Genomic DNA, 14,314 nt, shown 5'->3' on the forward strand with positions numbered 1-14,314 from the left:
TTCAACGGAAAAACTTTGGGGTTCCCACTTTTTACAACTGATAAAAAAATTCCACCCACATCTGCGGAATGTGGGTTTGATATGGGGAATTGGGCGAAGCCCAGGGATGAGGCATGGAGTCCCATCCGATTGGGAAATGGGCAAGCCTGTACTATAAAAAGCACAGGCGAGAGATTAGGAATTGGATATTAAAACTTAAAGATTCATGGCACTCTGGCACAATAACCAATCTTTATAACCAATCTTTATAACCAATCTTTATAACCAATAACCAATAACCAATAACCAATAACCAATAGCCCAAAAATTTACTTGGGTTTAGAAAGTCCTGCCAGCGACCAAGTTAGACTCACCATCATTAAGCGTGCTAGAGCCTTCAAACCATCTTCACCGTGATTTTCAAATGCTTGAGACTCGGTTTGAGAATTATCATTTTCTGACAAGTCTTGAGTGGCTGCTGGTTTTTTCAACTCCGCTTTGTCACAAGATTCCTCAAGACTGACTTGTGACTGATGATTTTCTTTTTCTCTCATTTTATGAGTCACCTCCTTGAGTTATTGCATACATAACCCATACTACAAATATAAATTGCTTGTTTCCGGCACTTGGCGATCGAAGTTTTCTTACATGACGATCGTAATCAGCAAGTGAGGTGATCCCCATCACTTAATTGTTATTTTTACTTACTAGCGATGTTTTCACAAATCTGCTACAGTTAATACCTAACAATCAACTTGATCAGTGAAATCAAATTGAAAGTAAGCCTCGGAAAACTCAGAATAAACTAAGAAAATAAAGGTGTAGAGCTGATGGGAATTTATCTCGATACTGCAATTGTAGCAGAAGCAAAAGAAGCGAGCAAGTTCGGCTGGCTTTCGGGTATTACTACTAATCCAACCCTCCTGGGAAAAAGCAATTTAGCTCCCGATGTGACGCTCAAACAACTGGCTAAACTTATTCCCGGAGAAGTGTATTATCAGCTAACTGCATCTGATTTTGATGGCATGGTAGCAGAAGGAAAAGCGGCTTTTGAATTAATTGGACAGCAAACAGTGTTGAAAGTTCCAGCAACGGCGGCTGGTTTCCAAGCAGTCGCGCATTTGTCACCGGAAATTCCTTGCGCGGTGACGGCGATATACAGCGCATCACAAGCAGTTGTTTCAGCAGAAGCGGGGGCAAAATATGCGATCGCCTACGTGAATCGCGCCACCAGACTCCTCGGAGACGGTTTTGCCTTAGTGCGGGATATGGCAAATGTGTTGCAGAGAAGTAATACTGAGATTTTGGCAGCTAGCATTAAATCGCCGGAAGAAGCGGTGAAGACTTTGTTAGCTGGAGCCCATCATTTGACATTGCCTTTTGACGTGTTGCAGGCGATCGCAGTTCACGAATTGTCCCAGCAAACAGTTGATGAATTTGCGAAAAACGGCCGGGGAATTTTTGGATAATACCAAATTTATTTGCATAATCTATTGATTATTTTAAAATTGCAAATAGGGGATTAGTTATTGGTCATTGGTCATTGGTCATTGGTTTAGAATAACTCAGTCCGGGACGCATGGGGAGCTATAAACCCGGTTGATTCCTAGATTTATGGTTAATAAACCAGATATTTTTTCGTAGAAACCGGGTTGAGCAAGGCAAATGTGCGTCCTGGAGTATCAATATTAACAAATGACTAATGACTAATGACTAATGACTACTGACTGCTGACTATGGCATTCGCCAAACCTTAATAGTGCGATCGGGACTGCCACTCACAAAAGTCTTGCTATCTCTGGAAATAGCAACAGAACTCACAAACTGACTGTGACCAGAAAGAGTGCTTCTTTCTTTTCCCGTCTTCAAATCCCAAACTATAATATCTCCGCCCCCGCTGATCAAAGTGCGGCTGTCCGGGCTAAAGGCGATCGTCCTCACCCAGCTCGAATGCCCTTTAAAAGTGCGGGTGCGCTTCCCGTCTTGCACGTTCGACAAACGGATCGTATTGTCGGTGCTAGCAGTAGCCACAATTTGCCCGTTCGGGCTAAAAGCCACAGCATTAACCGGGCCCCCGTGACCTGTGATAATTCTTCTGACTTCTCCGGTGCCGAGATTCCACAAACGCACAGTCTTGTCCTGGCTGCCACTAGCGAGAGTTGTACCGTCCCGGCTCAAAGCGATCGCGTTTACTCCTCCGGCGTGGCCGCTCAAAGTCCGCAACCTGCTGCCGGTTTTGACATTCCACAAGCGAATAGTTTTGTCATCGCTGCCGCTAGCCAGAGTTTGACCGTCCCTGCTAAAAGCGATCGCATTGACGGCGGCTTTGTGAGCGGCAATCGTCCGCATCCGTCGCCCCGTCTTCAAATCCCAGAGAATCACATTATTGTCGCCGCCGCCGCTGGCCAAAATCGAGCTGTTCGGGCTCACCGCCAGCGTGTTGACCGATTTTTTAGAATGCACCGAATTGAGAGTCCGCACCAGGCGTCCCGTTCTCACATTCCAAATTCTAATCGTCCCAAAGCTTGCGCTCACCAAATTTTGACCGTCCGGGGACAGGGCGACGGCATTTACACTCCCGACATTATCCAAACTTTTTTGCAAAAAATGAGTGGTAGGTAATGTAGAAAGCAGCCACACGGGGTTGGCCGGAAACACCCCGTAACGCAGCGAACCGTAAATTTGAGACGCGCCAATACCCACCATCAAAACAGCCGTGCCCGCCAGCAACTTCTTTTTCCAATCAAAAACATCTTTCTCAGTCTTATGCAATCCCGAATTCAGAGGTCTGAGGCGGTTTATGGAACTCTGCTTCTTCGCCCCACCCTCCCCGGCAGTTGCGCGAATTTTAGTTTGCCCCGTCGTCGGCAACTGAGTCGGCACCTGAGTTTCTGCGCCGTCGAGATTAATTTCCTCCAAGCACTGCAAAACCATCTGCGGACTTTGAGGTCGATTTCCCGGAAAAGGCGCCATCAGGTAATCGATCACATTAGCCACGGAGTCGGAAACTTGAGGAGCTCCTTTGCGCCACATTAATCTGCCGGTGCGCGGGTTCTCTGGAAACGCAGTCGGCGGCTTCCCAGTCAGCAAATAAACAAAAGTGCGCCCCAGAGCAAAAAAATCGGACTGGGGAACAGCCTTGCCATTTGTTTGTTCCGGCGGCGTGTAGCCGGGGGAAACAATACCAGTCACATTTTGCCCCTGACCCACCTTAGCGAAATAAGTCGCCGACACTTCCCGAGCAGTCCCGAAGTCAATCAGCACTAACTGCCCGTTTGGCTTGCACATAATATTGTGCGGCTTGATATCCCGATGGAAATAGTTGAGGCGGTGAACTTGGTCTAAAATTTCCGACAGTTGTTTGAGCCAGTTCACAGCTTGTTCTTGACTGATGGGGCGGCCCCGATGTTTCAGCCAATCTTGCAAATTGGCCCCAGCAATTTTCTCCATCACCAGACAGTGAAAAGACTCTGTGCTGTGAGCGGGGGTAAATGTAAAATAACCGTCGCGATCGACTTTTGGAATACCTGGATGTCTGAGCCTGACCAATACGTCGGCTTCTTGCTTAAACAGTTCTACAGCTTTGGGATGTTCTTTGAGCAGGACTTTGAGCACTCTTCGGGCGCCGTTGTCGTCCACTTCAAATGTTCTACCAAAGCCACCGCCTCCGAGAGGCGCGACTAGCCGATATCGACCTTGCAACAAAAGTTCTGACCCGCAGTGGATACACGCGGATTTGCCAGAGTTGGCTGGATCGGAGGGATTCGGGCATTTGGGATTGAGGCAATAACTCACAGAAGCCACATAACCCTGATTGAGGTTGCTCTATCAAGTTTTACTTTGACACTGCTATACAAAACTTGGCTAAACTTATTTAAGCTTCACCATTCAACTAGAAGTATTTTCTAGAGGGTCTGATTCCTGCTTCTGCCAAGAGAGTCGGCTCTTACTTGTCCACAGGCGTAAATTCGGGTGGAGCAGCACCCTATTTTTGAAGTCTGTACAACTATTATTTATTATTGTGGAAGCTTTTAGCCATTGTTTAACCATTATTTTCAACCAATTTAACGAATCGTGGTATCCCGTTCGACCTTTTTATAGGCTGGTCAGTTTTAAATCGACCGTCGTTTTCTGCTACACCAAACTTGGCTAAACTTATTTAAGCATCACCATTCAATCAGAATTACTCCTGAAGGGTCTGTTTCCTGCTTCACCCAAGGGAGTCGGCTCTTTCTTGTCCACAGGCGTTAATTCGGGCGGAGCAACGCCCTAATTGAATTAATTTTAGTTGAAGCTTGTAGCCATGAGTCATCCACTATTTTCAACCAATTTAACGAAACGCGGGCTCCCGTTCTACCTTGTGACAGGCTGGTCATTTTTGACTTGCATGCTCGGTTTACTCTCCCAGATAATTAAGCCTTTTTTTCGGCATTGATTTAATCATACCGCCCAGAATGTTAATCAGTCAAGTTAAGTATGACTAACTTTGGTGAACTTTTTGGCTATGCAAGTCAAACTCAATTTTCAACTTATGACGATCGTAGCACACCTAGTAAAAGACTCATCAGCACCCTTGATTTAAATCTTGCAGCGTCTCTGAAGTCAAGGGAGGTTTTAGTCTCGCTTGACTTCAGCATCCCGTGTTTTTTTATAACCGGGGGCACTGCGATCTAACGATCGGGTTGATGCCAAAGCTTTTGTTGTTTGTCATAGCCGATCGAGGTCACAAATCCCTGATCACAGCACATAATGTACAAACAGACCAGAACTAATAACGAGAGAGCAGCCACATTTCAATTGTACGATCGCAAGCACCACTCTCGAAGAAAGAATTGAGAGTGGGGGAGTGAGGGAGTGAGGGAGTGAAAAAATCTGCCTTCTTCCTGATTCCCTCTTCCCTCTTCCTTCAGCAGAAGAAAGCCTTTTAAACAAGTCCCTCGATTACCGGATGGAAGTAGAACGCCAGCGCCAAAACCGTATAAGCTGCCAACAGCAAAGTACCTTCTAGCCAGTTAGAGTTGCCGTCAGAACTGATAGAATTGGCGATCAGCACCGACACCGCAACGGCTACAAGTTCAAACGGGTTGAAATTCAAGTCCATCGGTTTGCCCAAGACAAAACCTGCCAAAACCAACACCGGGGCAACAAACAAAGCAATTTGCAAACTCGAACCCACGGCCACAGAAACCGACAAATCCATTTTATTTTTCATCGCCACCGTCACCGCCGTCGTATGTTCGGCCGCATTGCCAATAATCGGCACTAAAATCACCCCGGTAAACAGTGATGTCAGCCCCAAACGCGCTGTCGCTTCTTCGAGAGTACCCACCAACAGTTCCGACTCGACAGCTACCATCAGGGTACAGGCCAATAGCACCCCAATCCACAGCGGCAGATTGACTTTGTGGTCAGGACTGTCTGGTGCTAAGTTACTTTCGGCTAATTCTTCAAGCATTTCTATTTCTGCCACCCCTGCATCGTACAGATAACTGTGGGTTTTCATCGAAAACAGCAGCGTCAGCACGTAGACGACAATCAGGACTATAGCAACAGCGCTAGAGAGGTTCTGCATAGTTTCTGCAGGGATGCCCGTAGAGGTGGCATTAACTGCCGTCGGCACCAAAATGGCAATCACGGCTAAGTTCATCGCGGAAGCGTTCAACCGGGCGACTATCGGCTGAAATTCTTGTTCTTTGTAGCGCAAGCCGCCCAGCAGCATCGCAAATCCCATCACCAGCAGCAGGTTGCTCATAATTGAACCGGTGATGCTGGCCTTGACAACATCTATTAGTCCGGCGTTGAGGGCGACGATGCCGATAATCAGTTCCGTGGCATTTCCGAAGGTAGCGTTCAGCAAACCCCCCAAATTTGCACCGAGGACGACGGCGATTTCTTCGGTGGCCGTCCCCATCCAGGCGGCTAGGGGAATGATGGCTAAAGCCGAGGTGATAAAGATTGTGGAGGATTCCCAGCCGAGAAAGTGTCCTGCGATGGAAACTGGGATAAATAACAGCAGGCTGGAAATAATTGTATTTGTGTTTAGCATTTAGATTCTCAAAAGCTGCCAACTGACAATGATAGCCTGTAGCAAAAGGAAAAAAAGGGTGAGGGCGAGGGATTTGGATGTTCGCTTCAAGCTGGGGGTGGGCGTCGGGCGATCGCTGCATTGCCGCTTTCACGGATGTGACAAACTAGGAGAGCGATTTGTTTAGCCGATCGGCTCAATGGATTTTTGTATTCTACCCGCTCGATCGCATCAGGTTCCGCATTGTCTTGAGAGCAAAGTTGACTATTTCTGGGCGATCGTTTTTTCATATCTTCGTCTAGTTATATAATCTTTAAATATTGCCATTCTGCAAGTATAGCTATACATAATACTTAGGACTGCTTCAGCCATGCCTCTACAAGAAGAGATTGACAAAACAAGGCAAGAAATTCGGACTGATAGCTACTCAATGTCTATTGGCGAGTGGATCAGTCTTTATGAGAGTAAGGAAATCGATATTCACCCAGAATTTCAAAGGCTTTTTCGTTGGTCGGATTTTCAAAAATCCAGGTTTATAGAATCACTTCTTTTAGGTATACCGATTCCACCAATTTTTGTCAGTCAAAGAGATGATGGGATTTGGGATGTGATCGATGGTTTGCAGAGACTCTCAACCATATATGAATTTGTAGGTATTTTGAAACCCCACAATCAAGAGCAAGATACATTTTCTGCTGTCGCCTTACAAGAAACAACTTACTTACCTTCCTTAAAAGGTAAAAAATGGAACGATCCTGACGATAAAGATAACTCTTTAACTCAGGCGCAGCGTTTATTGATAAAAAGAACCAAAATATCCGTCAATATTGTTGAAAAAGAAAGTGATGAAATGATTAAATATGAGCTATTTCAGCGGCTGAATACAGGAGGATCGATTGCTACACCGCAAGAAGTAAGAAATTGCATTCTTTTAATGTTGAATAAAGATTTATATAATTTAATGCGTTCACTTGCCGATCGCGAGTCGTTTAAAAGCTGCATTGCTTTGAGCGATAGACTTTACGAAGAACAGTATGATATGGAATTAGTATTGCGTTTTATTCTTTTCTTCGATATAGATTATGCAAGTCTTCAAAGGCTGGGCGGTGATGTTAGCGAGTTCCTAACGGCTAGAATGTATGAAATGGCTCTTAAAAAAAATTTGGATAGCACCCACATAGAGAGAGCATTTGATGTGACATTCAATATGCTTAATGAAGCTATGGGAGACGACAGCTTCAAGCGATATAAATCGGAGAATGATAAATTCCTTGGAGGGTTTCTATTATCTGCATATGAGGTGGTAGCACTAGGAATTGGATACAATTATCAAAATCCAATTCCAACAGACCAAATACCTAATCGTATAAAAAGTATTTGGTCAAATCCAATTTATCAAAAATGGTCGGGAGCAGGAAAGAATGCAGCAAGACGCTTACCGTATCTTATTCCGCTTGGTAGAAAGGTCTTTTCCCCTTCATGAGCATCCGAACAGCGGAACAATTAAGCGATAGATTGGCAACGGATCTTGCTTGGCGAAAGAAGGAACTTTCAGAAATGAAATCTTTGATAGAAGCGATAAATTTTTATGACCAAAGACATAAAGCATTAGTTCGGAGTGGAGTATGTATTCTCTATTCCCATTGGGAAGGTTTTGTCAAGTTAGCAGCAAAGTCTTATCTAGAATATGTTATCTCAAAAAAGCTTACGTATCAGGATCTTTCTAGTAATTTTTTAGCTTTGGCCATGAAAGAAAAACTTAAAGAGGCAAAAGAGACACATAAGCCGTCATTGTATATACCTGTTTGTGAGTTCTTTCTTTCCGAATTAAATCAGAGATGTATCCTACCTAAAGATGTAATATCTACTGCATCGAATTTATCTTCTGAGATTTTAAAAGAAATAACTTATATTCTCGGAATTGACTTTTCAATATACTCTACTAAATCGCCATTAATTGATACCCAGCTTTTAAAGACAAGGAACGAAATTGCCCACGGTGAGGATTCGGTGTTTGATAGGGATGAATATCTAGAGCTACACAGAGACATTATAGGAATGCTCGATATATTTTGTACCGATATAGAAAATGCTGCTATTCAGAAAAAATTTAGGCAGGCTTGACCTTAGATAATGACAACAGGATTCAATAATTCTCAGCCATATCAAAAAAACTAGATTTTTTCAAAAAAAATTGATTTGACAGCGACAAAGTGGCAAGGATATCATTAAAATTATGATAGGGGAAGTGGCAATTCTTGATGTTAAGCCTAATATGACTGGAGGAACATAACATATGATTGATATAGGTCTCACACACATCGCGCTCCCAGTTGCAAATGTCGATCGCACTATCGAATTCTACTCTAAGTATGCTGGAATGCAGGTCGTTCACCGCCGCATCGATGCAGAAGCTGGAGTTGCTGTGGTCTGGCTTTCCGATCGCACCCGCCCTTTTGTAATTGTGCTAATTCAAACAGACTCCGTACATCCCGTTCTGTCTCCCTTTGCACACCTCGGAGTAGGTTGCAAAAGCCGCGAATATATGGACGAACTCTGCGACAAAGCACGTCAAGAAGGCGTACTGCTTGAGGAACCAAAAGATTCTGGATATCCGATCGGCTACTGGGCTTTTTTGCGAGACCCGGACGGTCACACGCTGGAACTATCCTACGGGCAAGAAATCGGATTTACAGTGGAGGATGCCACTTAAAGTTATAATAAACAAATCGCCCTCCAAACCCGATCGTTTCTCATCTGGAAATAGACTGGAGAATCAAATGACCGCAGCAATCATCGCACCACCCAGAAAAGAATCACCCCTTCTGTTTGAGGGACTCACTTGGAGAGAGTTCAAAGCAGTTGAGCAATTGTTAGACCGTCCAGGATATCGACTTTCTTTCCTGGATGGAGTTTTGGAGATTAAACTAATGCCTGGAGAACCCCACGAAACCGTTAAGAAGAGAATTGCCGCATTGGTGGAACTGTACCTGCTGATAGCGGGGTTTGACTTTACTCCAACTGGCTCAATGACTCTGGAAAGTGAAACGGGAAAAGTCAAGCGAGAGGCGGATGAATCTTATAAACTTGCTCCTGGTCGTAGGCTACCCGATTTGGCGATCGAGATCGTGTTTTCCAGTGGTGGCATCAACCAACTGAAAGCCTACAAGCGGCTGAAAATTCCTGAAGTGTGGTTTTGGGAAGATGGATTGTTAGAGGTTTATCACCTGCGGGGAGAGGGCGATGCGCTTCACTATGAAAAGGTTTCCAGTAGTGAGGAAGTGAAAGGAATCGATTTGGATTTGTTGTTGCGTTGCATCAATATGGTGAATCATGTTGATGCAGTTAAGACTTTTCAACAGGCACTCCAAAAATAGCTGGGAATAGGGGATTGCGCCTCCTTTCACCACCTTTGTTGACATTTCAATATCCGCAAAAAACAATGGGGAATGGCAATGACGCAAGTTGTAATTGTGGGATCGGGACCAACTGGTGCGGCACTTGCCTTGCTGCTGGTGAAACGAGGTATTTCTGTAACGTTGGTTGAGGCTGCAAAAGATTCCTACCGAGTGTTTCGCGGTGAAGCGTTAATGCCCAGCGGATTGGATGCGATCGCCCAAATGGGTTTATCCACTATGCTAGAAGGTGTTCCACACCGACAAATTGATGCCTGGGAGTTCGTTGTGGGCGATCGGCAACTATTTCGAGTTGAGGAGCCAATGGGGTCAAATCGACCTTGTACACTGGTATCGCAACCGCCTTTGCTAGAAACACTAATTTCAGAAGCTCAGTTGCATCCAGAGTTTGAATTTATCCGAGGTGTTTCCGTAAAAGATTTACTGTACAGCAACGATCGCATTGCGGGTGTAAAGCTAGGAGATGGGCGAGAGATTCCTGCTGCACTTGTGATTGGTACAGATGGTAGAAACTCGGTTGTACGACAACGTGCAGAATTAGAGTTAGTAAAACAGCAGAATAGTATAGATGTTCTGTGGTTTAAACTTGCTGCTCATCCTCGGTTTGTGGCGGATAATGTATTTTCTTCTATCCTGAATGGCGGTAGCGGATTCAGTGTCTTTCATGGGGCAGAATCAGGAAAACTTCATCTGGCTTGGGTGCTATCGGCAGATGACAAAACTGATTGGAAACACACAGACTGGGCAGAAACTTTCGCATCGCTATCGCCTGCGTGGATGGCAGAACATTTCCGCAACTGTGCCGATACGATCGAATCTCCGATGCGATTATCTGTTGTGGTTGGTCGCTGTCCGCGCTGGCATCGACCAGGAATCATACTTTTGGGAGATGCGGCACATCCCATGTCTCCTGTTCGCGCTCAAGGAATTAACATGGCTTTGCGCGATGTAATTGTTGCCGCTAATCACCTTGTACCTTTATTGAAAGCAGGGGCTAATTACCCGGATATTGACTTAGCATTATCGCGAATTCAGGCAGAACGCGAACCAGAAATTATTCGCGCCCAACAACTTCAAGCACAAGAAGCCTGGAAAGGCGAACAACTGCGAAAAAATGGATTATTGCGTTTGTTGATGATGCAAGCTGCTCCGTTTTTGGGTGAAAAAATTAAACAATTTTGGGTGAAAGGACAGTATGAATTGCGCCAAGGAGTAACGCAGGTAAAATTGGTTGTGTAAAAAGAGGAAATTCAAATTTAGGAGAAGATTTTATGCGATCGACAACTATCAAAGGACCGATCGGCAATATTCACATCATCGAAGCCAGCCCCCCTGTCACCGCTGGGGAATCCGAGGCGCTGCCGGTGGTGTTCGTGCACGGTATGACGGTTTCTGCGAGCATCTGGGATGCCCAGCTTGCCCATGTCGCCCGTACCCGACGTGCGATCGCCCTGGATATGCGGGGACACGGCGATTCTGCACCGCCGGAGGACGGCAACTATGCGCCCGCCTCCTGTGCAGCGGATGTTTTCGCGGTACTGGATGGGCTGGGACTCGATCGAGTGGCGATCGTCGGGCACAGTTTCGGTGCTTGTATTGCCCTCGCCACAGCAGCCAGCGCCCCACACCGCATCGCGCAGTTGATTCTGGCAGATCCACCTGGAGATTTTACCAAGGTGGCTGCAGATGTGCACGAGGAACGCATCGTTCCCTACCAGAGGGCTCTGGAGACGGAGGATTGGCGGGCGGCTGTGGAAACCAGCTTCAATGAGGCGCTGACAGGAAGCAGGGCCGATACGCGCGATCGGATACTCGCTTGCTTGGCGGCGACTCCACAGGATTGTCTGTGTGGAATGTCTCGCGGGATGTTTGCCTTTGAAGCAGTTAATGCTCTCGATCGCTACCTAGCAGCCCCTGGAACGCAGGCCCACGCCATTATTGCTCCCTCAAACACTTTTCCGTTCAGCCTCCACATCCTCCGTCCCACACTGACGACAAGTACGCTACCCGATACTGGACACTGGCTGATGCTGGATGCGCCGGAGGCCTTTGCTAGGGAACTTGATATCTGTTTGGAAGCTGTTTAATATAGATTTCGACAAAATCTGTTAGTTTTAGCACAATTCATCGAGAGTTAAGTTGTGGGGGTTTTTGAGGATGAAGGCGTTGTTGTCTTTGATTAAGTCACCGCTACAGAGAATCGGTAAGCGTTCTTGATAAGCTTTAATCGCCAGGATGTAATCAAGGTCTGCGAGAGATGTTTTAATTTTCCGCAATTTGTCAGCTACAAGGCCGAGGAGAGTAATTTCGCCACTTAATTTTTGGGTATTTGGGGTGTAAATTTGCATGACAATTCCCTGAATTATCGTGTTGGGAATGCTGGTAAGTAGTTCGCTTAAAATTTCCATTTGAGGGCGATTTTCTGCGTTTTCTAGGGTTTGGATTGCCTCGCGGATGCGGGCTGCATAATCTCCCAGGTTTTCCCGGTTAGGTAGTAATATTTCAAATTCTTCTGCATCGGCTGTTGGTTTGTGCCAAAGTGTGGCATTATCTAAGAAAGGTTTGCCTTCATGCCAGCCGTGAGTTTGTAAGTAATTTCTCAGTTGATTTAGCTCGATTGTTTCGAGAGTTTGGCTATCTTTTACGGTGACTTTCATGGTTGAACTCCTTGGCTAATTCCCTCCATAATTGACTGAAGGGCGGCAACTGTAAATTGGTGGTTCTGGGGATGGCGACGGTGACAGCGTTTATGTTTTGTGTTTTTGGCTTTCCCCGCAGCGAGATCCAATATCCGCAGTTTCTGATGCAGAGTTCTGTTTCGGACTGGGTTAACCAGTGTTCGGGTGTTTCGGGGATTAAAACGACAACTAAAATTCGGGGAATGGCGAAGTTATCCATTCTTAAGTCGTCGTAGTTTTTGAGTTTGAGAGGGTAGCGGATGGAGTTATCGTCTTGGATATCTCTTGATGTAGATTTTAACTGCAATTCTAAGCGAGGTTCTCTAATGGGGCCTGTCCCGCCTTTCGCAGCTACCCCCCAGTCTACGCTATAATCGTCTACGAATGGTTTGTAGAGGGAATAGCCGGCAACGGTGGTGACAGCTTGCAGGTAGATGTTGCTGAATAGTTCTTTTTGTTGGTTGATGTCCACTTTTTACGTAGCGATTATTCTTATTAATCTATTTGGTAGGACATTATAGATAAATTCATATCATGTGGAGTGCCAAAAAATTATTAATTCCTCGAATCATCTGATCCACATGGCTACGATTAAACTCATCAAAATTTCCGTGAGCTGCACTATTCCGAATATCAGCCCAAGCTCTAAGCTGCTTAGCTGTTAGTTCATTAAATACGTTATTTTTTTTCAAGACATCAATCAAAGGGGTGAGTGTTAGGGGTTTACCCTTATCATTGACTGTTGGTATGGACGGACTCTGCTTATCACAGAGAGTTCGTAGAGATTTCTCTAAAACAGCTCCAGCTAATACGGCTGCTGGTACATGGTCATATTTACCAGACTGACCCTCTGCTAACAACTGTTCTGCTTGACCCATATAATCTGCGGCTATTGCAGTTTCTATCTCAAGTCCCAAATCTCCTAAAAAACCTTTTTGAAAGTCATCCTTCAATCCTTTTAATCGAGAAATGCGGGTATTCAATGTACTGGGAAAATTGGCAACTCTTTCTCTTTTTTCATCCAATAAGTTTCGATGAGCATTCCTTGGAGAAATGATTCGATCTAGTAACGATAAATAGTTTACATTCCACCCCTCTAGTTTTTGTTGATCTTCAAGTTCTTGTTGAGTTAGAGGTCTAGTTACTTCATCCGACGAGGTGCCGAAGTGATGAGTGGGAATATCTTTAATAACTTTATAAATCCTTTCTCCTTCTTGTATAAGTTCATCAAACCGATCGAGATATTGGTTGAAAAGGCTAGGTGGTAGTGTCATTACAATGATGCCTCAAAAATAAATCCGTATCTTTCACACGAAGCTCGCTCAAGAGAACCTTGCGGAGTAGGGTATCGCGAATGGCTCCAAGTGTGCGCGATTTTCGATAAGAGTTATCTTGACTTCGCACTCTCCAATTTTATCATTCCTCCTCAATTTCCACATCCACCGCTTCTAACTCAGCTTCCAACTGCTCAATCGTCGGTAAACATCCTTTCAGGAAAAGCTGTTTCTCAGTCAACAGCTAAATTGTCTATAACTTTTGCTCCCCATCCTCGCTGCTGTTGCCTGTTTAAAATATTCCGTTCAATTGACCAGTAAAGCAACACTAATTCGCGATTAACAGAAAGTACGGCCCGCACTTGATATTGCACAATACGTTCCTTAAGTTGTCGCAAAAAATCATGATAATCTTCAGCAATTGACGAACTATCGGCCAGAACCCACCCTCGGCAGATTTTCCCGAATCATCGCCTCTAACTTGGCACTCTCGGCAAATTGCCTCTCCAACTTCGCCGTCAAATGCAGCATCTTCTCGTCCAAACCCTCCTCCTCTTCCTCCTCCGCCTCCGCCCCCACATACCTCTCAGAAGTTAAAACATAACACTTACCGTTTTGCTTTTTTGTTGCCTTTTGACTCTGCACCAGTGTTACAACTATTCTGGAAAGTACATTTGCAGCAAATCTGCCCCGCCCTAACCCAATCGGCCTAAGTTCTCCAGAACTTAGGTAAAAAGCACCTAAAGTATGATGCGAAACTCGGGCCAAACTCTTATTCTATAAATCGATCGGGCATTAAACCGATACCCACAACCGCCAAGATTTATTGCCAAAAATTAAATCTTTCCGGCGAAAACTTGCTATTTAGTGAATAAGACTTTAAAATCCAGCTATGTAAATCAAAATCTCAATGAGCAGCCCTGCAAGCACGAACCCGAAATG

The 14,314-nt window shown here is 45.1% G+C and carries 17 protein-coding genes; 8 read left to right on the plus strand and 9 right to left on the minus strand.

The annotated features are described in order from the left end of the window. Positions 1–192 (plus strand): hypothetical protein (locus QUA43_RS18925; protein ID WP_333375858.1); only part of this gene is annotated, 192 nt, incomplete at its 5' end. Between the two features lie 116 nt (positions 193–308). On the opposite strand, the gene QUA43_RS18930 is transcribed toward QUA43_RS18925, so the two are convergent. Beyond that, positions 309–533 (minus strand): hypothetical protein, encoded by a 225-nt coding sequence (locus tag QUA43_RS18930; RefSeq protein WP_333375859.1) that lies wholly within the window; start codon positions 531–533, stop codon positions 309–311. 276 nt (positions 534–809) lie between these two features. Between QUA43_RS18930 and QUA43_RS18935 the strand changes: the two genes are divergently transcribed. Continuing rightward, a complete protein-coding gene (locus QUA43_RS18935; RefSeq protein WP_333375860.1) occupies positions 810–1,448 on the plus strand; it encodes a transaldolase family protein in 639 nt (212 codons plus the stop codon). Positions 1,449–1,713: 265 nt separating this feature from the next. On the opposite strand, the gene QUA43_RS18940 is transcribed toward QUA43_RS18935, so the two are convergent. From QUA43_RS18940 to QUA43_RS18950, 3 genes are all read right to left on the minus strand, one after another. After that, positions 1,714–3,783 (minus strand): serine/threonine-protein kinase, encoded by a 2,070-nt coding sequence (locus QUA43_RS18940; RefSeq protein WP_333375861.1) that lies wholly within the window; start codon positions 3,781–3,783, stop codon positions 1,714–1,716. 1,120 nt (positions 3,784–4,903) lie between these two features. Continuing rightward, complete coding sequence (cax, locus tag QUA43_RS18945; RefSeq protein WP_333375862.1) at positions 4,904–6,025, minus strand: calcium/proton exchanger; 1,122 nt, start codon at positions 6,023–6,025, stop codon at positions 4,904–4,906. 86 nt (positions 6,026–6,111) lie between these two features. Then, complete coding sequence (locus tag QUA43_RS18950) at positions 6,112–6,294, minus strand: hypothetical protein (protein ID WP_333375863.1); 183 nt, start codon at positions 6,292–6,294, stop codon at positions 6,112–6,114. A gap of 80 nt (positions 6,295–6,374) precedes the next feature. Here QUA43_RS18950 and QUA43_RS18955 point away from each other — a divergent pair, with 80 nt between their 5' ends. From QUA43_RS18955 to QUA43_RS18980, 6 genes are all read left to right on the plus strand, one after another. Further along, positions 6,375–7,487, plus strand: a complete 1,113-nt coding sequence (locus QUA43_RS18955; protein ID WP_333375864.1) for a DUF262 domain-containing protein — start codon at positions 6,375–6,377, stop codon at positions 7,485–7,487. Beyond that, positions 7,484–8,128 carry an MAE_28990/MAE_18760 family HEPN-like nuclease gene (locus QUA43_RS18960; protein ID WP_333375865.1) on the plus strand — a complete coding sequence of 215 codons (645 nt, stop codon included), beginning with the start codon at positions 7,484–7,486 and terminating at the stop codon, positions 8,126–8,128. Before QUA43_RS18955 ends, QUA43_RS18960 begins: the two co-directional genes overlap by 4 nt. A gap of 172 nt (positions 8,129–8,300) precedes the next feature. Then, positions 8,301–8,717: a VOC family protein gene (locus QUA43_RS18965; RefSeq protein ID WP_333375866.1), complete on the plus strand. Its 417-nt coding sequence runs from the start codon at positions 8,301–8,303 to the stop codon at positions 8,715–8,717. Between the two features lie 67 nt (positions 8,718–8,784). Then, a complete protein-coding gene (locus tag QUA43_RS18970; RefSeq protein WP_333375867.1) occupies positions 8,785–9,381 on the plus strand; it encodes a Uma2 family endonuclease in 597 nt (198 codons plus the stop codon). 78 nt (positions 9,382–9,459) lie between these two features. Further along, positions 9,460–10,659: an FAD-dependent monooxygenase gene (locus tag QUA43_RS18975; RefSeq protein ID WP_333375868.1), complete on the plus strand. Its 1,200-nt coding sequence runs from the start codon at positions 9,460–9,462 to the stop codon at positions 10,657–10,659. 32 nt (positions 10,660–10,691) lie between these two features. Beyond that, complete coding sequence (locus QUA43_RS18980; protein ID WP_333375869.1) at positions 10,692–11,507, plus strand: alpha/beta hydrolase; 816 nt, start codon at positions 10,692–10,694, stop codon at positions 11,505–11,507. A 27-nt stretch (positions 11,508–11,534) separates the two neighbouring features. Here QUA43_RS18980 and QUA43_RS18985 read toward each other — a convergent pair whose 3' ends face one another. From QUA43_RS18985 to QUA43_RS19005, 5 genes are all read right to left on the minus strand, one after another. Further along, entirely contained in the window at positions 11,535–12,077 is a 543-nt protein-coding gene (locus QUA43_RS18985) for a hypothetical protein (RefSeq protein WP_333375870.1), read from the minus strand. Continuing rightward, complete coding sequence (locus tag QUA43_RS18990) at positions 12,055–12,570, minus strand: DUF4365 domain-containing protein (RefSeq protein WP_333375871.1); 516 nt, start codon at positions 12,568–12,570, stop codon at positions 12,055–12,057. The genes QUA43_RS18985 and QUA43_RS18990 overlap by 23 nt, the downstream gene beginning before the upstream one ends. Before the next feature lie 55 nt (positions 12,571–12,625). After that, positions 12,626–13,372, minus strand: a complete 747-nt coding sequence (locus QUA43_RS18995; protein ID WP_333375872.1) for a DUF4145 domain-containing protein — start codon at positions 13,370–13,372, stop codon at positions 12,626–12,628. 233 nt (positions 13,373–13,605) lie between these two features. Continuing rightward, positions 13,606–13,746 (minus strand): DUF1016 N-terminal domain-containing protein, encoded by a 141-nt coding sequence (locus QUA43_RS19000; RefSeq protein WP_333375927.1) that lies wholly within the window; start codon positions 13,744–13,746, stop codon positions 13,606–13,608. A gap of 55 nt (positions 13,747–13,801) precedes the next feature. Further along, complete coding sequence (locus QUA43_RS19005; protein ID WP_333375873.1) at positions 13,802–14,017, minus strand: hypothetical protein; 216 nt, start codon at positions 14,015–14,017, stop codon at positions 13,802–13,804. Positions 14,018–14,314: the final 297 nt, after the last annotated feature.

This window comes from Microcoleus sp. N9_B4 (assembly GCF_036701635.1).
GTDB lineage: Bacteria > Cyanobacteriota > Cyanobacteriia > Cyanobacteriales > Microcoleaceae > Microcoleus.

Bases quoted from the DNA above. Each gene is read 5' to 3' on its own strand.
- QUA43_RS18930 (WP_333375859.1), bottom strand. From the start codon at position 533: ATGAGAGAAAAAGAAAATCATCAGTCACAAGTCAGTCTTGAGGAATCT.
- QUA43_RS18935 (WP_333375860.1), top strand. From the start codon at position 810: ATGGGAATTTATCTCGATACTGCAATTGTAGCAGAAGCAAAAGAAGCG.
- cax (WP_333375862.1), bottom strand. From the start codon at position 6,025: ATGCTAAACACAAATACAATTATTTCCAGCCTGCTGTTATTTATCCCA.
- QUA43_RS18950 (WP_333375863.1), bottom strand. From the start codon at position 6,294: ATGAAAAAACGATCGCCCAGAAATAGTCAACTTTGCTCTCAAGACAAT.
- QUA43_RS18955 (WP_333375864.1), top strand. From the start codon at position 6,375: ATGCCTCTACAAGAAGAGATTGACAAAACAAGGCAAGAAATTCGGACT.
- QUA43_RS18960 (WP_333375865.1), top strand. From the start codon at position 7,484: ATGAGCATCCGAACAGCGGAACAATTAAGCGATAGATTGGCAACGGAT.
- QUA43_RS18965 (WP_333375866.1), top strand. From the start codon at position 8,301: ATGATTGATATAGGTCTCACACACATCGCGCTCCCAGTTGCAAATGTC.
- QUA43_RS18970 (WP_333375867.1), top strand. From the start codon at position 8,785: ATGACCGCAGCAATCATCGCACCACCCAGAAAAGAATCACCCCTTCTG.
- QUA43_RS18975 (WP_333375868.1), top strand. From the start codon at position 9,460: ATGACGCAAGTTGTAATTGTGGGATCGGGACCAACTGGTGCGGCACTT.
- QUA43_RS18980 (WP_333375869.1), top strand. From the start codon at position 10,692: ATGCGATCGACAACTATCAAAGGACCGATCGGCAATATTCACATCATC.
- QUA43_RS18985 (WP_333375870.1), bottom strand. From the start codon at position 12,077: ATGAAAGTCACCGTAAAAGATAGCCAAACTCTCGAAACAATCGAGCTA.
- QUA43_RS18995 (WP_333375872.1), bottom strand. From the start codon at position 13,372: ATGACACTACCACCTAGCCTTTTCAACCAATATCTCGATCGGTTTGAT.